General features: G+C 47.5%; 18 protein-coding genes and 1 riboswitch. Of the genes, 7 read left to right on the plus strand and 11 right to left on the minus strand.

Features of this window, described 5'->3' with window-relative positions; translation table 11 throughout:
• Positions 1 to 9 precede the first annotated feature (9 nt).
• A complete protein-coding gene (locus tag MKX59_RS02265) occupies positions 10 to 1,173 on the plus strand; it encodes a nitric oxide synthase oxygenase (protein ID WP_053326326.1) in 1,164 nt (387 codons plus the stop codon).
• Positions 1,174 to 1,198: 25 nt separating this feature from the next.
• On the opposite strand, the gene MKX59_RS02270 is transcribed toward MKX59_RS02265, so the two are convergent.
• Positions 1,199 to 1,360, minus strand: a complete 162-nt coding sequence (locus tag MKX59_RS02270; RefSeq protein WP_013312451.1) for a hypothetical protein — start codon at positions 1,358 to 1,360, stop codon at positions 1,199 to 1,201.
• A 120-nt stretch (positions 1,361 to 1,480) separates the two neighbouring features.
• On the opposite strand from MKX59_RS02270, the gene MKX59_RS02275 reads away from it, so the two are divergent.
• Positions 1,481 to 1,939 (plus strand): hypothetical protein, encoded by a 459-nt coding sequence (locus tag MKX59_RS02275; RefSeq protein WP_053326325.1) that lies wholly within the window; start codon positions 1,481 to 1,483, stop codon positions 1,937 to 1,939.
• A gap of 67 nt (positions 1,940 to 2,006) precedes the next feature.
• Here MKX59_RS02275 and MKX59_RS02280 read toward each other — a convergent pair whose 3' ends face one another.
• The 5 genes from MKX59_RS02280 to MKX59_RS02300 form a co-directional block, all read right to left on the minus strand.
• Entirely contained in the window at positions 2,007 to 2,444 is a 438-nt protein-coding gene (locus MKX59_RS02280) for an AbrB/MazE/SpoVT family DNA-binding domain-containing protein (RefSeq protein WP_013312449.1), read from the minus strand.
• Positions 2,445 to 2,630: 186 nt separating this feature from the next.
• A complete protein-coding gene (locus MKX59_RS02285) occupies positions 2,631 to 3,350 on the minus strand; it encodes a 3-ketoacyl-ACP reductase (RefSeq protein WP_075154883.1) in 720 nt (239 codons plus the stop codon).
• A 120-nt stretch (positions 3,351 to 3,470) separates the two neighbouring features.
• Positions 3,471 to 4,322: a DUF4097 family beta strand repeat-containing protein gene (locus MKX59_RS02290; protein WP_075154882.1), complete on the minus strand. Its 852-nt coding sequence runs from the start codon at positions 4,320 to 4,322 to the stop codon at positions 3,471 to 3,473.
• 4 nt (positions 4,323 to 4,326) lie between these two features.
• Positions 4,327 to 4,878, minus strand: coding sequence for a DUF1700 domain-containing protein (locus MKX59_RS02295; RefSeq protein WP_023990822.1), 552 nt, complete (start codon positions 4,876 to 4,878; stop codon positions 4,327 to 4,329).
• A complete protein-coding gene (locus MKX59_RS02300; RefSeq protein WP_023990821.1) occupies positions 4,871 to 5,200 on the minus strand; it encodes a PadR family transcriptional regulator in 330 nt (109 codons plus the stop codon). The genes MKX59_RS02295 and MKX59_RS02300 overlap by 8 nt, the downstream gene beginning before the upstream one ends.
• 382 nt (positions 5,201 to 5,582) lie before the next feature.
• Between MKX59_RS02300 and MKX59_RS02305 the strand changes: the two genes are divergently transcribed.
• A complete protein-coding gene (locus MKX59_RS02305; RefSeq protein ID WP_023990820.1) occupies positions 5,583 to 6,116 on the plus strand; it encodes a DUF6985 domain-containing protein in 534 nt (177 codons plus the stop codon).
• 87 nt (positions 6,117 to 6,203) lie between these two features.
• On the opposite strand, the gene metE is transcribed toward MKX59_RS02305, so the two are convergent.
• The 4 genes from metE to MKX59_RS02325 form a co-directional block, all read right to left on the minus strand.
• The gene (gene metE / locus MKX59_RS02310; RefSeq protein ID WP_053326322.1) at positions 6,204 to 8,522 is read right to left on the minus strand and encodes a 5-methyltetrahydropteroyltriglutamate--homocysteine S-methyltransferase; all 2,319 of its coding nucleotides are present in this window, start codon (positions 8,520 to 8,522) and stop codon (positions 6,204 to 6,206) included.
• 160 nt (positions 8,523 to 8,682) lie between these two features.
• Positions 8,683 to 8,878: riboswitch (cobalamin riboswitch) on the minus strand.
• 176 nt (positions 8,879 to 9,054) lie between these two features.
• Positions 9,055 to 9,552, minus strand: a complete 498-nt coding sequence (gene nrdG, locus MKX59_RS02315; protein ID WP_340857516.1) for an anaerobic ribonucleoside-triphosphate reductase activating protein — start codon at positions 9,550 to 9,552, stop codon at positions 9,055 to 9,057.
• Complete coding sequence (locus MKX59_RS02320; protein ID WP_028540758.1) at positions 9,549 to 11,498, minus strand: anaerobic ribonucleoside triphosphate reductase; 1,950 nt, start codon at positions 11,496 to 11,498, stop codon at positions 9,549 to 9,551. The genes nrdG and MKX59_RS02320 overlap by 4 nt, the downstream gene beginning before the upstream one ends.
• A 291-nt stretch (positions 11,499 to 11,789) precedes the next feature.
• Positions 11,790 to 12,260, minus strand: coding sequence for an AbrB/MazE/SpoVT family DNA-binding domain-containing protein (locus MKX59_RS02325; protein ID WP_023990816.1), 471 nt, complete (start codon positions 12,258 to 12,260; stop codon positions 11,790 to 11,792).
• 234 nt (positions 12,261 to 12,494) lie between these two features.
• Here MKX59_RS02325 and MKX59_RS02330 point away from each other — a divergent pair, with 234 nt between their 5' ends.
• Positions 12,495 to 15,446, plus strand: coding sequence for a glycoside hydrolase family 3 C-terminal domain-containing protein (locus tag MKX59_RS02330; RefSeq protein WP_310168515.1), 2,952 nt, complete (start codon positions 12,495 to 12,497; stop codon positions 15,444 to 15,446).
• 66 nt (positions 15,447 to 15,512) lie between these two features.
• Positions 15,513 to 16,010, plus strand: a complete 498-nt coding sequence (locus tag MKX59_RS02335; RefSeq protein WP_025720321.1) for an Rrf2 family transcriptional regulator — start codon at positions 15,513 to 15,515, stop codon at positions 16,008 to 16,010.
• An 86-nt stretch (positions 16,011 to 16,096) separates the two neighbouring features.
• Here the strand turns inward: MKX59_RS02335 and MKX59_RS02340 are convergent, their stop codons facing one another.
• Entirely contained in the window at positions 16,097 to 17,188 is a 1,092-nt protein-coding gene (locus MKX59_RS02340) for a diguanylate cyclase (protein ID WP_068938998.1), read from the minus strand.
• 224 nt (positions 17,189 to 17,412) lie between these two features.
• Between MKX59_RS02340 and MKX59_RS02345 the strand changes: the two genes are divergently transcribed.
• Positions 17,413 to 19,047, plus strand: coding sequence for a spore germination protein (locus tag MKX59_RS02345; RefSeq protein WP_068938996.1), 1,635 nt, complete (start codon positions 17,413 to 17,415; stop codon positions 19,045 to 19,047).
• Positions 19,025 to 20,266, plus strand: coding sequence for a Ger(x)C family spore germination protein (locus tag MKX59_RS02350; RefSeq protein ID WP_226887719.1), 1,242 nt, complete (start codon positions 19,025 to 19,027; stop codon positions 20,264 to 20,266). Before MKX59_RS02345 ends, MKX59_RS02350 begins: the two co-directional genes overlap by 23 nt.
• The last annotated feature ends 11 nt before the right edge of the window (positions 20,267 to 20,277 follow it).

A 20,277-nucleotide genomic window follows, 5' to 3' on the forward strand; every position in this document is an offset into this window, starting at 1 on the left:
GTGTGTGTTATGGAAGTGAAACAACAGCTTTTGCATGAAGCGGAGCAGTTTATATATACATGTTATGAGGAGCTGGGCCGAAGCCGCGATGAAGCGGAAGCCCGGCTTCTTCATATTCGTCACGACATAGAGACTACGGGAACGTATGATCATACGTACGAAGAGCTGGAGCACGGAGCACTCATGGCTTGGCGCAATAGCAACCGTTGCATAGGGCGCTTATTTTGGGACAAGCTTTTGGTCAGGGATGCGCGGGGCGCGTCAGATGCGACGGAGGTGGTCTGCGAGCTCCTGGAGCATATGCGCATAGGAACGAATGGCGGTAAAATTAAGCCAACGCTTACTGTATTTCGCGCCTCCAAGCCGGGGCAGCCGAATATCCGCATCTGGAACCATCAACTCATTCGTTACGCTGGATATGAAACCGATCAAGGGATCATCGGGGACCCGATCTCGGTGGATTTTACTAATGTTTGTAAAGATATGGGCTGGCAAGGAGCGATGACTCCTTTTGATATTTTGCCACTGGTTGTGGAAGCAGGCGGGCGGCCTCCCGAGCTATTTGATATTCCTGAGCATTTGGTGATGGAGGTAGCCATTGAGCATCCAGAACTTTCGGGTTTCGCTTCCTTGGGATTACGTTGGTATGCCGTGCCTGTGATTTCGGACATGACGCTGGCAATTGGCGGTATCATCTATACGGCGGCTCCCTTTAACGGCTGGTATATGGGAACAGAAATCGGCGCCCGTAATTTTGCGGATACCTTCCGCTATAATATGTTGCCACAGGTGGCTAAGCTGATGGGGCTGGATACGACGAGTGAAACAACGCTTTGGCGTGATCGGGCGCTGGTGGAATTGAATATTGCTGTGCTGCATTCTTTTAAAAAAGCGGGAGTCAGCATTGTCGACCACCATACCGCAGCGGCACAATTCAAGCTGTTTGAGGAACGGGAGGCCAAGGCTGGGCGCGCACTGACAGGCAATTGGACATGGCTGATCCCTCCGCTATCCCCGGCGACAACGCATATTTTTCATAGTTCCTACGATAATCGGCTTGTGAAGCCGAATTTCGGAGTTCAAGAGAAGCCGTATATGTCGAGACAGGCTAATACAGCATCAGATGCAGTGCTTCAGCAGAAGCGCCAAGGTTGCCCTTTTCATTCCGGATAATGATGGGAATGACCTAATGGCTGGATTAGGATTCCAGCTTATCCCATGCAACGATAAAAAGGGTAGCCAGTGGCCCTATTAATAGGGAGAGCAGAAACCAATTTAGCCCGCTCCGATTTTTGGATTGTGCCAAACCGGCATTAATAAGGGCAAGCGTTCCCCAGCCTATATAATAATCTTCTGACATGGTATTCTCCTTTGTAAAAAGGTATAATATCGTACTGTGTATGGTATGAACACATCCATGATTTCATAAGTTTAAAGTAAATATAACTTTATATATCCTGGTTTGAGGAGCGAAGCTAAGTTGGAAAGATATCAGGCAGAGCGCGTTGTCGCTGAGCTTTTGGAACGGGCTGCTATAGGTGTGACAGTTAAGCTGGAGAAACGTTTTCCTGGTGGAAGGCTGATTGGGGGCAAATATGCCATGAATGCTCACGCCATTACCATGTATACGGACGTTATTGAAACACAGTGTTTACAAATGTTCGGCAGCGTTGATCGAGTTGAGGAGTATTTTACGGTTGTGCTTGCACATGAGATCGGGCACGCCGCCGATACGGAATTAGTGGACCTCTCCGATGCTTTGGAGCAAGAGAGCGGGATAGGGACCCGGCAACGACTTGCGCTGCAAATTGAAGAAAACGCATGGAATTATGCGCTTAGATTGGTGCCTGAAATAGAAGCAACGTTTATTTCTGCCGTAATAGACGAGTCCTTGCTGGCCTATCGAGTCCCGGTTATGGAGCATTCTGACATTGCGTAACGATGATGATCCGAGAGCCGTCAGGCTCTTTTTTTGTTGATAATAACAGACGGATCGGCAGGATCATTTAAAGGAGTAGCTTTTTAAGCTGTGACACGCGTCCCTGGGATAGTTCGAGCATTTCGGCTAATTCTTTTTGAGATACATTAGGATGCTCCTGCATGAGCTGTTTTAGTTTATTCAGGAGATCATTCTGATTTCTGTAACTCCTTCTTTTCTTGGGCTGGACAGGACGGGATTCACTCAAATGACTGGAAGGATTATCGCTCTTCAGATTTTCAATACAACTTTTACATATCAGATGATCCCTAAAATAGCTCAAATGATCTACGGCACCACAAAAATAGCAAGAAACCCCCGTATACTTGCGAATCATCAGTCCCTCTGGGGTAATAAAAAAATCGAGGGCATCTCCAATATTAATATTCATAGAATTGCGCAGCTCCTTGGGCAGCACAATGCGGCCCAAATGGTCTAATGGCCGTGTCATTCCTGTGTTCTTCATCATTTTTCCCCTTTCCTGAAATGCGCTTATAGTTGTAGGAATTGTATGTATATATGCTGGAAGTACAAAGCGCTTATATTACAGTTTGTTTTGGTATAGCTCTGCTGAAAAAAAAGCTCCGGCATGACGAACAATTACGTCTGCCGGAGCATTGTACAGCCAATGAATCTAAGATGTCGTGTCGAATTACTGTGGGTTGGTTGTCCAAATACCGGCTACTTTTAATTGAACCCGTGGAGGCAGTTTCAATGCGGCTAATGTCAGATCGGCCAAATCTTGCGGTTGAAGCATGCGATCTTCATCACCAATAGGCAATCCTGCATTTGCCGCCAGTTCTGTATTGACAGTGCTTGGAGTCAGCGCGGTGACGCGAATGTTAGATTTGCGAACTTCCTGCATCAGTGCTTCCGTGAAGCCCATCAAAGCAAATTTGGATGCGCAATATGCCGAGCCTGTTGCAAAACCTCGTTCTCCTGCCGTCGAGGAAATATTAATAATGTTTCCGCTTTTTTGTGCCAGCATGCTTGGAAGAGCAGCATGTGTGACATAGTAGGTTCCCATCAGGTTTACGCGAATAATACGTTCCCACTCTTCGGGGTCCATATCTGCGACTGTGCCAAAGGTAGCAATGCCTGCATTGTTGATCAAAATATCGACAGCGCCCAGCTCATGTTCCAGTGAAGCTACAGCGGCAGCGGCCTGTGTGCGATCCGATATATCTGCAACAGCACTCACCACTTTCACACCGTATGTACTCCCCAGCGAATCCTGCAGCTTTTGCAGGTCAGTCAATGTTCGTGAGATTAATCCCAGGTTAACGCCTTCCTTAGCTAAAGTTTCGGCAATTGCTTTACCGATTCCTTTGCTGGCTCCTGTAATAATGGCTGTTTTATTCTTAAGTTCCATCCAGTCTCCTCCTTTTCACTCCATAACGTGGTTGTGCATGTGAGCACATGGTTACATTATACAAGGTTAAACTCATTGAACCAAACTTCGCCTCTGATGAGGTATTCATCTAGAGGTCTCCTATTTGGAAATATTAATATCCCCTGAGGTGGTTTCTACCTTTATCACGTTCACACTACCGGGAATAGATTCGGGAGTATCTATACTCCCAGAGTCAGAGTGGACATTATAAACACCTTTAAAATCGGGAGCTTGTTTAATCTTCACGTCACCAGAATCAGCATTCACTTCCAAGTTGGCTACGGCACGTTGTGTAATATTTGTCTCCCCTGAGGTTAGGGAAATAAGGCCATTACCGCTATAATCGCGGATGGTAACATCGCCTGAAGTAAGCTTCAACTCCATATCTGCTGCAAGCTGACTGGCTGTAAAATTGCCGGATGTTAAATTTGCGATCAGGTGGGTACTTTGGAGGTTTGTAATCTCGGCAGTGCCTGAAGTAGCGGTGATGGAAGTATTCTGCACGGAGGCATCTTGAAGTTTTACATTCCCTGAATGTGCATCTACCTGTAGGTCAGTTAGTGTTTCGCCGGAGGGCATCTCTACGGTAATCGTTTGATCCACATCAGGGGTGATCGAAAGAAATGACAAGGAAGCGGCCGGCTCCGATTGAATCGTAAGCTTACCGTTCTCAATTCGGGCATTATGAATTTGGTCGGCTACCTTTGTCTGAACTTCTCCACTAATGCGTATCGTACCTTGGTCGCCAGAGCCGGGAGTAAACAAAATAGAGACATCATCAGAACTGTCCACTTTCAGCTTCTGTAGCTGACCACGTGTGAACGTCCATTTTTTGTTAATCGCAGTTGTTTCCTTCATGACTTGTTGACTCCATGGGGCACCGTAAGCCACCATTCCGGCTACACCGATCACAATGCACAGACCTGCTGCAATAAACCACTTTTTATTCATGTTGTTAGTAAGCTCCCCTCAGGGTAGTCTGATTCCATTTCCAGTATCGTACTGTGCCTTTGACCATAAGGAGTAAGAGATAACGTACTCCAGGCAGCAGCAATAGACCTATACCCGTCATCGTGATAGAGAAAAAGAATTTGGCCGGGTAAAAGGTGCTGTTTAGTGCATAATCAGTAACGGCGAGAAGGGGGGCTGCAATGAAGCTGACCGATACCACGGTCAATGAAGCCCATACTGCCCATAGGGTAGCCATAATAGGGATGGAGATTAGCAAATTGAGAAACAGCAGCCCTAAGAAAGTAAAAAGATTGCGTGCGAAGCTTCCCTGACGAAGCGGAGGAGAATCGTTCCAGGCTGCATTGGGATCATCCAACGCTTCTCGGGCAATATCCTCCGGGTTACCCAGCTCATTGGCAATCTCACTTTCGCTTTTGCCATTGACCAACCCGTAGTCAAAATGCTGGCTCAAATCACTAAGCAGCTCATTGCGTACCTCTGCAGGGAGAGGAGAAAGACGCTGCTCTACCTCTGTAAGAAACTGTTTTCTATTCATCGGAATTCCCTTCCTCCAGTAGGCTTGCGACATGATGGACAAAATCATTCCATTCCCGCGTAAGTATTCTTGTATAATGGCTTCCAGTATCAGTCAGCCGATAATATTTGCGGGGAGGCCCCTCGGTCGATTCCTGTAAATACGTTGTGCAGTATCCTTCTGATACCAGACGGCGGAGCAATGGATATAGGGCTCCCTCAGCTACTTCAATATGACGGGAGACGGCTTGAGCCAACTCGTAGCCATAACGGTCTCTGCGTCCAATTAGAACTAGAACGCACAGTTCCAGTACCCCTTTTTTGAATTGGATGTTCACATTCACGAGCGGTGCTCCCTTCCTGGATGTTATCAATAATTCATAGGTGTCGTTCGGAATAAGGGGAAGAAACGTGTGTTTGTGCATAATTTGTCACGGGTACTAATTATAGAACAGTAGTCAGGTATAATTTAACATCATGTACTGATTAATGCAAGGTACTAAATTTTTAATAATAAAATATTTGTGCCAAAATGGGCAGATTTTCTTTCTTGAAGGCTTTATTGAATAGCGAATGTTGTAGAAAAAAGTATTTTTATTTGGAAATTACTCGAAATATGGCTGGAAGCACAAATAGGATGCTACTTTAATTTCATTCATTAAAATGATAGATTGTAAAGTATTCAATAGGGTTAAATATTACTTTTTATGAAGAGGTGGGTAAAGGGTGGATTGGAAAAATTGGTATATGGAACTGGAACAGGATGATGAGTCTTGGGATGTATCTGAGGAGATTGTTCTGCGTGGTGTAGTACATCTTAATTTTTGCGGGCAGCCCTCGGAAGTAGAAGTCGAATTTATCGTGGGGGCTGACTCCGAAGAACAGGCACAGACTATAGAAGAACCTACACAGTTGCAAAAAAACACATGGGAGCAGTATATGGAATATTCGTCAGCTATTCATCCTCAAGTGTTGGAGTCCATACACCATCATTATGCTGGCATAGTGGAAAAGTACCGGAATGCTTACAGTATATGGGGAGAGGACCCAGATGAATATGCGCCTTATGTGGAGCGGCCGGAACAATTGCTGGATCGAATACAGCTTGTGTCTATACTGATTTCCGACTCATCGGCAAAGGATGAACTGTATTTGAATTTTAGTTGCTCCTGGGATCAAGAACATGGCTTAGGCGTACATATGAAGCAGATGAAAATGGAGCATATTCAAGGCGTTTATACATTATATGACCTAGAATAAATCCCCCTTCCCGGCTTTTAGCAAAAAGGGCCGGAAAGGGGAATAGGATATGGTGAAATGATGGTGCGATTCGATACGATAAAAAGATTAGTTGGATACAGCCAATGCAGCCCGGGCTGCTTGAGCCGCTTGTACCATTAGTCGCAAGGCGGCGATAGATTCCTCCTTGGTGCGGGTTTTCAGACCACAGTCCGGATTAACCCAGAACAAATCTGATGGCAGTACGCGCAGAGCACGCTGGATCATGCTTAGCATTTCAGATACATCGGGGATGCGCGGACTGTGGATATCGTACACGCCCAGACCGATGCCCTTGTCGTATACCTGATCTTCAAAGCTGACGATCAGTTCTCCGTGACTTCGCGAAGTTTCAATAGATATGACGTCGGCATCCATATCGGAGATGGACTGAATCATATGCTGAAATTCGGAATAGCACATGTGCGTATGGATTTGGGTCGCAGGTTCAACGGTGGCCGTGGTCACAAGGAAGGCTTGAACCGCCCAGTCCAGATAGGCTTGCTGTTGTTCTTTTTTCAGTGGAAGCCCTTCACGAATTGCAGGCTCATCGACCTGAATCATGCCGATGCCCGCTTGTTCCAGTGCCTCTACCTCTGCCCGTAATGCCAGAGCCAACTGTAAAGCAACTTGACTACGAGGAATATCGTTACGTTCAAAAGACCAGTTCAAAATGGTCACAGGGCCTGTAAGCATTCCCTTAACAGGCTTGGAAGTTAACGATTGGGCGAATGCCGTTTCTTCCACGGTCATGGGCTGATCAAAGGAAACGTCTCCGTATATAATCGGCGGTTTGACACAGCGGGAGCCGTAGGACTGCACCCATCCGTTTTGCGTAAAAGCAAAGCCGTTCAGCTTTTCGCCAAAAAATTCAACCATATCGGTCCGCTCAAATTCCCCATGAACAAGCACGTCAATGCCAATGTCCTCTTGAATATCAATCCATTCCTTAATTTGCTGTTGGATGAACGCCCGGTATTGCTCGGCTGACCATTCTCCTTTGCGATAGTGCAGGCGGGCCTTGCGGATCTCGGCGGTTTGCGGGAAGCTACCAATGGTCGTCGTAGGCAGTGGAGGCAACTTCAGCTTATTTTGCTGAATCTCACGACGCTCGGCGAAAGGAACGCTGCGTGACAGAGGCTCTTTTGCCAACAGGTCGGCCAGATCGGCAGCTGTCTGTACGCGTGCCGCTGAACTGTTGAAACGGGCTACCGCATCCGCACTTTGCTCAAGCTTGGCGAGTGCGGAAGGATCGTGTTTGCCAAGTGCAGCCGTCAGGACGGCGATTTCCTCCAGCTTTTCATCGGCAAAGGCCAGCGCTTGCACCAGCTCCTTGTCCAGCTTGTGCTCTGCCTCCAGACTGACTGGCACATGCAGCAGACTGCATGATGGCTGTACGATAAGCTGTGCGGCAGTGGTTTGTTCTGCTAACTGACCCAGCAGGGCAGCCACAGCGTTCAGGTCGCTTCGCCATATATTGCGCCCGTCAATAACCCCAGCGCCCAGCGTTTTTCCTTTAGGGAAGCCATGCTGCAATATATGCTGAAGATTTTCGCCATCATCATACACAAAATCAAGACCCAATCCCTGTACCGGAAGTGCGGACAGACGCTCATAATGGTCCAGGCTGCCAAAGTAGGTTTGCAGCATTATATTCAAGGAGGGCGCAGCTTGAGTCAAAGCTTCATAGACTTCCTGAATAATGTCCAAATCCTCTGCCGGGAATGAGGTGGTTAGGACAGGTTCATCGATTTGGACCCACTGAACGCCTTCTGCCGCTAGTTCAGACAGGATACGGGTGTACAGTGGCAGGAAGCTTCGTACGATGGTGGCCAAATCCTTACGATCATAGCCTTTGGATAAGGTAACGAATGAATAGGGGCCGATGAGGACCGGTTTCCCATCAATGCCTAGTTCTCGTTTTGCTTCACGATAAGCCTGTAAGGGTTTATTTTCAGTGAACACCGGGACTGCGTTTGCCAATTCAGGAACGATGTAGTGATAATTGGTATTCATCCATTTGGTCATTTCACTGGCGGTTGCTCCCTTCTGTCCACGAGCGATCCCAAAATACACGGACAGAGGAACCGGACCTGCGGGACGATGGTTGAACCGTTCGGGTACCAGACCGAACATTACAGATGTATCCAGCATGTGATCGTAATAGGAGAAGTCTCCGACAGGAATGCGATCAATCCCCTTGTCACGCTGCTTGCTCAGATGCTCCAACCGTAATCTTTTCATCTCCGTCTGCAGTTCGCTTTCGTTAATGCTGCCGTTCCAGAAGCGTTCCAGTGCTTTCTTCCATTCCCGGTTTTCGCCGATACGCGGATATCCCAGATTACTGCTAATCAAGCCGGACAATTCAGGCCATTCAATAATGGACATGTACTTTTCCTCCTAGTGGGTAGCTGTTTTATTTTTACGTACCAAAAAAGGCATTCTTCCCCCAGAGTTAAAAATAAGTAGGGGAAAGAATGCCTCCGTGATTAAAAAATCAAAAATACGGCGACTGCTCTTAACACCTCCCTATCTTCCGTAGGTACTTGCGATGTTGTTAAAATAGGCAGGTCTCCTGACTTACGGATCATGACTCTCAGCATTCCTTCCCGGTCTGTGGACCAGTGGATATATGAACAGCTGAAAGTTCCCCGTTTACAGTGGCGGGACCGTGCCGGATTTGCACCGGCTTCCCTTTTAAGCCTGATCTGAATAGAACAGACACCTATCTCCAAGCTATGCGGTTAAGGTATGACGAATAATTATGCACTCGTATACTTGTTCACCATCATAAGTGAAACTTACAGGATGCGCAATAGAAACTCCAATGGAAACAGTTAGCTATATGAAAAAAAGACAAGCCTTACCCATGATGGGGACTTGTCTTAGATATATAGCATCTTGCCGGGTAAACTTCGCGTTAAGCCAATGCAACGGTATAGCCTGCCTGAATACTGGCTTTTACATCTACCAGACGCTGGTTGCGACTGCCCCGGAAGGGAAGGGTCAGGTCTTTTTGCTGTTCTACAAAACGACCATCCACAATCACATCGCACAAAAGTGCTAGCTCCTGTCGCTCCTGATCTGTGAGTAAATCTTCATAGACAAAGCCAGTATAAGCCCACACGGTTCGGTCGGGACAGGCCTCGCGGAAGTCACGCACAAATTGCGAGCATTCTGCTGCTGAGAAAAACGGATCTCCCCCGCAGAGAGTCAGTCCGTCCAACAACGGATTATCCATGATGTCACGAATGACTTCCTGTTGTCGTTGGGGTGTAAATGGCTCACCTGCACGGAAGCTCCACGACGCTGGATTAAAGCATCCGGGACAGGCATGACGGCAACCGCTAATGAACACGACGGTGCGCAGGCCGTATCCTTCGTTCAGAGATTCCGGAATGTAGCCACACAAATTCACTTATGTTTCACCCGGTCTCGAACTTCTGCCTGTTTTGCAGCATTAAAGCGAACGGTATAATCTCCTGTCAGATATCCGGTTACCCGACGTAAGCGCTGAAAGTGTGTGTGCTCCTCATCTGTGCCACATTGGGGGCAGCTTGTCCCGATAATCCCTTCATAACCACATTCCGTACAACGATCCACCGGATGGTTGATGGAGAAGTAGCCAATGTTCTGATGCAGCGCGTACTGAACAATTTTAAGGAACGCATCCGGGTTATTCCGCGCGTTACCATCCAGCTCGATGTATGAAATCGCACCAGCGTTGCAGAGGTTATGGAACGGAGCTTCCAAGCTGATTTTACGAGCAGCCGGGAGCGTATAATACACGGGAATATGAAAAGAATTCGTGTAATATTCTCGATCATTTACCTCGGGAATAATTCCGAAATCACGTTGATCCAGCAATGTGAACTTGCCCGACAGACCTTCGGCAGGCGTAGCGAACAATGTAATATTTAAATTGTGATATTCACTCATTCGATCGCAATACACGCGCATGGAAGTGATGATTCGCTGTGCCTCGCGGTATACGAAATCATCCTCCCCGTGGTGTTTCCCGTATAGTGCCTTCATGCACTCAGCCAGCCCGATGAACCCGATCGAAAGCGTACCGTGCTTTAGTACGCTTCCCACCTTATCATCTGGCGCCAGTTCTTCTCCACCTTCCCATACCCCTTCGCGCATCATAAAGTCCGAAGCTTTGGCCGGCTGGCTGGTCTGGATTTGATAGCGATGGATTAGGCCATCCACCGCAATGCGCATAACTTCTTCCAGTCTCGCATCAAAGCGATCACGGTCAGGTGTCAGGCGTTTGCCTGTGCAAATACCATACTCAATCCCAAGCCGCACCAGATTAATGGTATTGAAGGAGAGATTTCCCTTGCCACTCTGCCGGTTTCTACCGAAACGGTCAGAAATGGTGCGGGTACGGCAACCCATTGTCGCTATAATGGTATCCGGGTCATCAGCACGGTAAAAAGGCAAGTTGAAGGTAGCATCCACATTCACAAAATTGGGATACATCCGTCTGCTAGAGCATTCTACCGCCCGTAAGAACAAATCATAATTGATGTCGCCTTCTGCCTGGTTGATTCCCTCTTTACATTGGAAAATATGCTGCGGAAAAATAGGAGTTTCCCCGCTGCCCAAGCCGCGAATAGTGGCCTCCAGCAGCGATTGAGTAACAAGCCGTCCTTCAGCAGACGTGCACATTCCGTAATTCAGTGAAGTGAATGGAATCTGTCCACCTGCCCGACTGCTCATGGTGTTCAGGTTATGAATGAGCGATTCAGCAGCCTGCCGGGTTTCCGTTTCCGTTTCTTCGCGTGCGAATGCGTATGAACGAGGGCAGACTTCTTGCAAATGGGGATTGGCCATATGTAGTTCGTCGTCAGACAGATGGGATTCTATCTCTTCCTCGAACAACCGAAGTCCTTTGCGCAGATGTTTGCGGAAGGACCGGGCAACGTATGGGGCAAGGTCCCAATCTATTTTGTTGGCGGAGACACCTCCGAATTGGCTGTTTTGCTGAGATTGGAAAATAATGGCGACCAGTGCCATAGCGGACATAATCGTTTGCGGTGTGCGCACAGAGCCGTTGCCTGTATTGAAGCCGTCTCGCAGTAAACGACCAAACGGGATAAAGATACAATTTGTAGTTCCGAGCGCATATTGGTCCAAATCGTGAACATATACATATCCGTGGTCAATTGCGTTCGTCAGTTCAGGCGGAAGTACCCGCAGGCGCGCATACCATTTGGCATACTCGGACCCAAGCTTGCTCATTTTGCCGCTGAACGATTCTCCATTCAAATTTGCATTCTCCCGCAGCATGTCCAGATCTTGTGCCCCAATGACCCGCTCGCCGATGTCGTATAATTGATGTTCCTCCAGCACCTTCATCGTAAAACCCTCCATATAGTAAAATATATATATTTTTCACAAAAACAACATATTGATGATATCTTGTGTTAACCAATTGTTTCGATCTATATATTGTATATACGTATACATTGAGAGTATGTGACTATTGTCACATTGGTAGAAGCGGGCAGCATAAAAAAGCCAGATACAGAGTAAGGGACACATCCGCGGATATGCACCTTACTCTATATCTGGCCATCGTAGTTGCGATGAAAATGATAGGCTTGCGAGTACATAGTATATGATCTTGGGATATTGTTTTGGGAAGGTTTAGAGTAGCTTTTTCAACTGGGACACCCGGCCTTGGGAAATATCTAGCATTTCGGCATATACTTTTTGTGGCAGATTCGGGTGTTCCTGAATCAGCTTGCGTAGCTTTTTTACCATTTCACCTTGCTGCACTCTAGATTGCTTGGGTTGCCAGGTTGTATTGGTTCGGGTCGGCTTAGAATCTTCTTGAGCCTGGATAGCATCGGTGCTTGTGGCATGCACATTTTCATCGGTCTTTAATACCTGGATGCACTCTGCGCAAATAAAGCTGTCGCGAAAATAAGTTAAATGATCCACTGCGCCGCAAAATTTGCAGGAGACACCGGTGTATTTTCTTAGTACAAACCCTTCTTCATCTACGAAAAATTCAAGTGAATCACCGATATTGATATCCATTGTAGTGCGCATTTCCTTAGGGAGTACGATCCGCCCCAATTGATCCAGAGGCCTTGTCATTCCGGTATTTTTCATTAGCGCTTCCTCCTTCAATGATATATCCTGATTATACCAAAAAATATTATTTTTAGCTTTGTATATTGAAGGTAAAATACAACTTTTTTTGTCTTTATGCTGCGGTCTCTCTTTCAACCAGTATAGGATGTTTTCCGTATTGTTGCCGGGGTACCCCTTTTTAGCTATGATATATTAAAACGCTTTCATAAATGAACTTTTTATCATCTTAATTAAGCTAAGGAGATGACGGATATGAGTCATGAAACAACGGGTATCGAATATTTATTTCAAGATCCGAAGATTCATCTGGATGAGCGTGTACGGGATCTTGTGTCGCGACTAACCTTGGAGGAAAAGGTTGAATCCATGTTGCAATACCAGCCGGCCATTGACCGATTGGGAGTCGCAGCTTATAAGCACGGTACGGAAGCGGCACACGGGATAGCGTGGTTAGGTGAGGCGACTTCATTTCCTCAGCCTGTAGGATTGGCATGTACTTGGGATACGGAATTAATGCGCCTCATCGGCTCTGTTATCGCAGATGAGGCACGTGTTTACTATCGTCGTGATCCAAAATTAAACGGTCTGACCCTGTGGGCACCTACGGTGGATATGGAGCGTGACCCGAGATGGGGACGCAATGAGGAAGCTTACGGTGAAGATCCGTATTTGACGGGAGAGTTGTCAAAGGAGTTAGTCAAGGGGATACAGGGGGATCATCCGGTATATTTGAAAGCGGTTGCCACTTTAAAACATTTTCTGGGTAACAACAATGAAGTGGATCGGGGAAGTGGCTCCTCCAGTATAGACCCGCGAAACCTGCGAGAATATTACCTAAGAGCTTTTGAAAAGCCTTTTACGGAAGGCGGCGCACAGTCGATGATGACTTCTTACAACCTGATTAATGGAACGCCTGCTACGTTATATCATGGGGTTAACGATATTGTCAGGGACGAATGGGGGATGGACGGCTTTGTTGTAAGTGATGCGGGTGATGTCATGGGGATTGTCAACGATCATCAGTATTACGATTCCCATACGCCTGGCGTGGCCGAATCTATTCGGGCGGGAATTGACAGCATTACAGATGATGCGGAGCTCTCCAAGCAGGCGATTCGAGAAGCTTTGGCGCAAGGAATGCTACAAGAAGAAGACTTGGATCGGGCATTGTTCCATACGTTCCGTGTCCGTTTTCGTTTGGGGGAATTCGACCCGGCGGCAGACAATCCCTATGCCTCGATCGGAGAGGAAGCTCTCATGACAGAGCAAGCCCGTGAATTGTCGTTGCGTGCGGCGAGGGAGCAGATCGTACTGCTTAAAAATGAGCATGAACTCTTGCCATTGAACCCTGCCCGGTGTGGCAAAGTAGCGGTCATTGGTACGCATGGCAATGAGGTGTACCGCGACTGGTATTCCGGTACGCTGCCCTACCGGGTTACACCGCTGGAGGCGATTCGTGCCAAGCTGGAAGGCGAGGACGCAAAGGAACGCGTCGTGTACCGTGACGGTAAGAAACGCGTGATCTTGACGGCGGTGAATGACGGAGCGAAGCTCACAGTCGATTCTTCCGGTGAGATGCGCCTGTCCCAGGATGGAGAGCCCACAGTATTGACCATGACGGATTGGGGCTATGGCAGTGTGACGTTACATGATGAGCATCTGGGTACTTACGTGACGAGTGATGAGGAAACGCTCCGTGTTACAGCTGATGAAGCGTATGGCTGGTATGTCAAAGAGGTCTTTGGGCTGACTCCTGTTGGACAAGGAGAGCATCTGTGGACAACATGGAATGGCAAACCAGTGATTGCCGGAACGGAGGGCTCATTAAAGGTAGTGGAGGCTGAAAAATCTGCACTTAACGCTGTAGAGAGTAACGCCTCGACATCCTCGACATTTTTAGGACAGAGCCAAACATTCCAGGTAGAGACGGTGTCAGATGGTTTAGCGGAAGCGATAGCCGCTGCGCAAGCGGCAGATACAGCAATTGTATTTGTTGGAAATCACCCGCTCATCAATGGAAAGGAAGAGAATGACCGCCCAGGCTTGGAACTGGCAGCTTCCCAGCAACGGCTTATCGAGGAAGTGTATCGTGTCAATCCGAATACGATTGTGGTTCTGACGGGCAGCTATCCATTTGCCATCCCTTGGGTTCAGGAGCATATTCCAGCGATCGTATACACGTCTCATGCGGGACAAGAGCATGGTACAGCAATAGCGGATGTGTTATTTGGAGATTACGCGCCAGCGGGGCGTTTGAACATGACCTGGGTTCAGAGCGAGGATCAATTGGGCGACATCAAAGATTACGATATTATTCGCGGCGGTCGTACCTATCAATATTTTGAAGGTGAATCCTTGTATCCGTTTGGCCATGGATTGACGTATTCGCCTTTTGAATATAATGACCTGCGTACGGATGCACCAAAGGATAGCGTAAAGTCTATTGCTGCACTGGATGCCGTGGATACGCTCCAGGTGTGGGTAGAGGTGACGAATCGGGGGGTAGCTGCTGGTGAAGAGGTTGTACAACTCTATGTACGGCCTGGTGCCTCACGAGTAAAGCGACCATTGAAGACATTGTGCGGTTTTCAACGTATTCGCTTAGAGGCAGGTGAGACGCGAACGGTTTCCTTTACGATTCGGATGAAGGATTGGGCGATTTGGGATGTTACACGGGATTGCTATTGCGTTGAATCGGGTGAATATACACTGCTGGCAGGCGCTTCCTCAGCGGATATCCGGTTGGAGCACCCTGTGTACGTTCGTGGCGAAGTTATTCCACCACGCCAAGCTGGACGAAGTATCCGCGCTGAAAACTTTGATAATTGCTCCGACATCGTACTGGATGAAAGCAAGGAGCAAAGGGAGGCCTGTGTACGTCCGCGCACACCTCAACGTTCCGGTTGGATTGCCTTTCATGGCGTAGACATGGATACGGTGAGTGTGGTCGAGCTTCAGTGTCGCGTGTCATGCAACAGTAGCGATGCCACAATTGAGTTGCGTTTGGATGCACCGGACAGCGAAGCTGTGGCACGTGTGAACGTGGGCAATACAGGAGGGGCGCAAGCATGGGTTACGCTTTCGGAAGCGGTACATTCAGTCTCTGGCACACGTGATGTATACCTGTTGTTGAGCGGGGAAGTGCGGCTAGCTCATTTTACTTTGGGCGCTAATGCTACAGAGGATTCCGGCTTTCAGGCTTGAACTTACTTCTGACATCACGTACAATGCATTCAACGAAGTTTCTACAGCTTAGGGGTGTCATCTCATTTGAATAGTGAAAAACGACTACGCACCGCAACGCCCAAATGGCTTGGGGTGGCGGTAAAGGCGCTTGTCTATTTGGAAAAGCACGGAGAACTCTGTGCCAGCGGTTCTATTGCCCGTTCCATTGACTGCGAAGTCACTTTGGTGCGCAGGGTGCTGACGCGACTTGTACAGGCAGATTTGATTGCAGCACGCGAAGGTCGTGAGGGAGGCTATGTGCTTACCCGTTCGGCCGACCATATTACACTTGCTGATATATACCACGCCATTGAAATATGTGATCCGATTTTCCCGGGTATGATGCATGAACCGGAAACCAATCCTTTTTGTGAGGAGTTGGCGATAGCCGTATCCGAAATTTTAGCCGAGAGCGAACGACGTATGCTGGAAGTATGGGGGTCCCATACGCTGGCTTCGCTTGCCAATCGTACATCACTCGTGGTGGGAAAATGCAATCATAATGAAGATAAGGATGCCAAGTCTCCTTCCCAGAGGGATTAACACATTTCATTCAAAATGATAATAGCCGATACGACTCTCAAAAGAGGGTTGTATCGGCTATTTCTATGAAATGGTCATGCCTCAAATTATGTTTCATATGAGCAAACCCGGTTACGTCCTGCATTTTTAGCTTCGTATAGTGCTTTATCTGCCTGCTCCAACAGGGCTGCCCCGGACATATCTTCCCCGGTACCAGGAAATGTCGTCACACCGATGGACACCGTGACCTTAAGAACAAGACCGTCCGCTAAAATAAACTCGTGCTGATTTACTCCACTAAGAATCTGATTAGCTATGCGCAACGCTTGCCGAAAAGCACAATTTGGCAAAAGCACGGTGAATTCTTCCCCCCCGCTGCGGGTGACTACATCATTAGGACGACATTTTTCCATTAGAATCTGCCCAAGCTGGCGCAGCACTGCATCTCCTGCCGCATGCCCATAGGTGTCGTTGACTTCCTTGAAGTGATCAATATCCAACACCAGTACAGATAAGTGCTCATGACGTTGACGAGCTTGAGGGAGCTTCTCTTCCAATGAAAACTCAAGCTGTCTTCTGTTGCTTAAATTAGTGAGATGGTCTGTGTAGGAGGTATGCTCCAGTCGAAGTAATAGCTCATTGGATGTGTTGATAGATTCAGCAATGAGGTACAGAAGACATCCGCCGATCATGGATATGAATAATTGGAGCGGATAAACGTGCAGAACATCATCAAGATTCTTCAAATTAATCATAAGGGAACAGAATATAATGCCCATAGCAAAAACGTTCATAATCATCAGCTTGGGTAAACGTGACCAGGACAGATGTGACAATAAAGCGCACCCCAGCCCAACGAGCATCATAAAAATAGCACCTACGCTGGCTTGAGTGTTGATACCAAACAGCAATAATCTACCTACACATATAAATAGGGTAGCCATGAGCGTTGCTGGGGCGCCGATGTACGTTGCGGTAGCTACGATGGCCAAATGACGAAGATCGGCAATCGTATTAAATCCTACTGGAATTGAATAGTACATCATAACAATGCCATAGCACCCAAAAAGGGCGCCTCCGATCCAATGTATCTTACGCTTCAAGGTGTGCAGACGGATTTTATATCTTTGTGATATGAGGCCAGTTATGTACAAAAAGGTGACAAGGATACAGGTATTTACAAAAAACGTACTGAACAAGATGCTAACCCTCCCGAGAGGCATATTTCTTCATTTTATCAAAAAAACTGACATTAAGCTTGAAAATGAAGAATTTATTGAAATTTATTACGCTGATGCGCTTATAACGTTTCGTTCACGTGTTTGGTGCATAACTGGGAATAGATTGAGCATACTCCAAAGATACAAGAATAAGGAAAAATAGGCGGTATCTATTGCTGCCTTACTGGAGATGAGGTTTGCTCATGATTCGCTATCCCTATCGCAAACATAATAAAAAGTCGGGTGCAGACAAGAATAATAAAAATTCTTCACGTTCTTTAAAGATCGAGGCTCATGTGGATACCAACTTGCAGCAAATTAAGGAATCGACGTCAAACAGCCCAGACTTCTTGATTCGCCGTTTTAATGTGGGACTGAAGGCGGATGTGCCCGCCGCTATTGTATTTCTAGATAGTATGGTCAAGACGGATACGGTGAATGAACTCGTCATGAAATCATTGCTTAGCCGCCCATCTGCCGAGGTGGCTGCTGAGGTGGAAAGTGCAGAAGAGCTTTACAATCAAATACAGGCTCACGCGCTGGAACTGGGTGAAGTGAAGGAGTGCGATGATTGGAATTCCATGATGGAACAACTCTTGATGGGAGATACGATCATTTTACTGGAAGGCTGTATAAAAACCATCGCATGCGGCACACGTGGAGGAGAGACGCGGGCGGTTAACGAGCCCTCCACACAGTCTGTCGTCCAGGGGCCGAAGGACGGATTTGTGGAATCCCTGTTCACGAACATCTCTCTTGTACGTCGGCGGATTAAAAGCTCCGATCTTACGATGGAGATGTTCAAAGTGGGAAGTACGTCCCTCACGAATGTGGCCATACTATATATGAAGAATATTGCAGATTCAAGTGTTGTAGATGAAGTTCGCGAACGGATAAAAGCCATCAATATTGACGCCATATTTGAGTCAGGCATGGTAGAAGAGATGATACAGGATCAAAATCTCACACCATTTCCGACAATTTACAACTCAGAAAGACCAGATACAATTAGCAGCAACATTATGGAGGGTCGGGTGGCACTCATTGTGGATGGAAATCCATTTGTACTGGTGATGCCTACTGTATTTGCTCAATTTTTTCAAAGTTCTTCCGATTATTCGGAACGTTACGACATGGCGACTGTCGTCCGACTCATCCGATATATCAGCTTTATTATTCTGATTTTGGGGCCTTCTCTCTACATCGCTTTAACCACTTATCATTATGAAATGATACCAACCCCACTGCTCATCAGCATACTAGCGCAGCGGGAATCCGTTCCTTTTCCGGCATTTCTGGAGGCGTTTATTCTGGAAATCACCTTTGAAATCTTGCGAGAAGCAGGTATTCGAATGCCCCGTGTGGGCGGACAAACGGTATCCGTTATCGGTGCGCTTGTATTGGGACAAGCGGCTGTGGAGGCTGGAATTGTCACTCCGCTGCTCACGATTGTAGTAGCGCTGACGGGGATTGCCAGCTACGCGATTCCGACATATAACATGGCGGTAGCCGGGAGACTGTTCCGGTTTGTTTTTATGGTGCTGGCTGCATTTATGGGACTGTATGGCATTACATTGGGGCTCATTGCGCTGATCGCTCATATGAACAGCCTTCGCTCCTTTGGGGTGCCCTACATGGCCCCTTTCAGTCCTTTTGTGCTGGAGAGTCAAAAGGATGCCGTATTGCGAATGCCGTTTTGGATGATGCGGAAACGTCCTAAAAGTATTACATCAACGAATCAGACACGAATGAAGGATGGAAGCGGGATTTCCCCTTCCGATAAAACTTCACCGATGCGGGAGGGGGGCGCTCAGGGTGTATCTGGAGAAGGGGAGTGAACGAAGCGCAGTAACCTTTAAATGGAGAATATGGGTGCTGAGTTTGGTGGGGCTACTAGTCATGCCGCTTCTCTCTGGCTGCTGGGATTCAGTGGAGTTGAACCAGCGGGCAGTAGTCGCGGCTATAGGCATTGATGCGGATGGGGAATCGGATTATGAGGTTTCCCTACAGATTATCGTAGCGGATGAAATTGCCGGGGCTAAGGCCCGAGGAAATACCCCAGTCGTGCTGTATCAGCAAAAGGGAAGCAACCTTTTTCAAGTAATTCGCAAAGCTTCACAGAAGATTCCGCGGGTAGTTTCTCTGGCCCATGCGAGGATTGTCGTTTTTGGAGAAAAGCTGGCTCGACGTGGTATCGGGGATACGTTGGATTATTTGGAAAGGGCTGCGGAGCCCCGACTAACGATGAAAATGCTGGTAGCACGCGGTGAAACGGCCAAGAACGTACTGGCATCCATGACCGCCATCGGTCGTATTCCTGCTAATGATATCTCGGGTAAGCTGGAAGCGTCCCAGCGTATGTACGCCGGGGATTACGCAGTGAGTCTAGACGATGTTATCCGGAGTATGTCCAATAAAGGTAGTGGCCCTGTCCTTACTGGTGTAGAAGTAGAAGGTAATTTGGAGCAGGCCCACCTTAAGGCTAACGTGGATAGTATTTTGCCCGAAGCGATTGTTAGCATCAAGGGTATGGGAGTGTTCCAGAAGGATCGTCTCATCCAATGGCTGGACGATGACCAAGCGTTGGGACTATCTATGGTGAATAACAAGGTGAAAAGTGCTGAAACCGCGTTGAGCTGCGGCAAAAAAGGTGAAATCATTGGAATCGAAACCTTGTATTCTAAAACCCATGTACACAGTCTGATCGAGCAAGGGAAGCCGGTTTTTGTTATTAATTTGGAGCAGACCGGGACGATTCAGGAAGCCGAGTGCTCGATTGACTTAAAAAGTCCAGAGGTTATGTATAGCTTGCAGAAACAGTGGGGAGAGGAAACAAAAAAAGTGATTACTTCAACGGTTAAGGAGGTTCAGCGTAGCCGTAGTGATGTACTCGGCCTAGGCCATGCACTGGAGAAAAGCCATCCTGAACAGTGGAAAAAACTCTCACCTGAATGGAACCGCTATTTTGCAGAAAGCACCGTTCGTGTTCAGGTGACTTCGGTACTGAAGCATACACAGTCACGGACTAACCCTTATTCGAAGGGAGAGTCCAATTAGTGAAATCGGGA

The sequence above is a fragment of the Paenibacillus sp. FSL R7-0340 genome (assembly GCF_038002205.1).
In the GTDB taxonomy this organism is placed as follows: domain Bacteria; phylum Bacillota; class Bacilli; order Paenibacillales; family Paenibacillaceae; genus Paenibacillus; species Paenibacillus polymyxa_B.

Excerpts from the sequence above, each read along its gene's own strand:
- MKX59_RS02265 (WP_053326326.1), top strand. The coding sequence starts at position 10 with ATGGAAGTGAAACAACAGCTTTTGCATGAAGCGGAGCAGTTTATATAT.
- MKX59_RS02280 (WP_013312449.1), bottom strand. The coding sequence starts at position 2,444 with ATGAAGAACACAGGAATGACACGGCCATTAGACCATTTGGGCCGCATT.
- MKX59_RS02290 (WP_075154882.1), bottom strand. The coding sequence starts at position 4,322 with ATGAATAAAAAGTGGTTTATTGCAGCAGGTCTGTGCATTGTGATCGGT.
- MKX59_RS02325 (WP_023990816.1), bottom strand. The coding sequence starts at position 12,260 with ATGAAAAATACCGGAATGACAAGGCCTCTGGATCAATTGGGGCGGATC.
- MKX59_RS02285 (WP_075154883.1), bottom strand. The coding sequence starts at position 3,350 with ATGGAACTTAAGAATAAAACAGCCATTATTACAGGAGCCAGCAAAGGA.
- MKX59_RS02270 (WP_013312451.1), bottom strand. The coding sequence starts at position 1,360 with ATGTCAGAAGATTATTATATAGGCTGGGGAACGCTTGCCCTTATTAAT.
- MKX59_RS02320 (WP_028540758.1), bottom strand. The coding sequence starts at position 11,498 with ATGAAGGTGCTGGAGGAACATCAATTATACGACATCGGCGAGCGGGTC.
- MKX59_RS02295 (WP_023990822.1), bottom strand. The coding sequence starts at position 4,878 with ATGAATAGAAAACAGTTTCTTACAGAGGTAGAGCAGCGTCTTTCTCCT.
- MKX59_RS02345 (WP_068938996.1), top strand. The coding sequence starts at position 17,413 with ATGATTCGCTATCCCTATCGCAAACATAATAAAAAGTCGGGTGCAGAC.
- MKX59_RS02330 (WP_310168515.1), top strand. The coding sequence starts at position 12,495 with ATGAGTCATGAAACAACGGGTATCGAATATTTATTTCAAGATCCGAAG.
- metE (WP_053326322.1), bottom strand. The coding sequence starts at position 8,522 with ATGTCCATTATTGAATGGCCTGAATTGTCCGGCTTGATTAGCAGTAAT.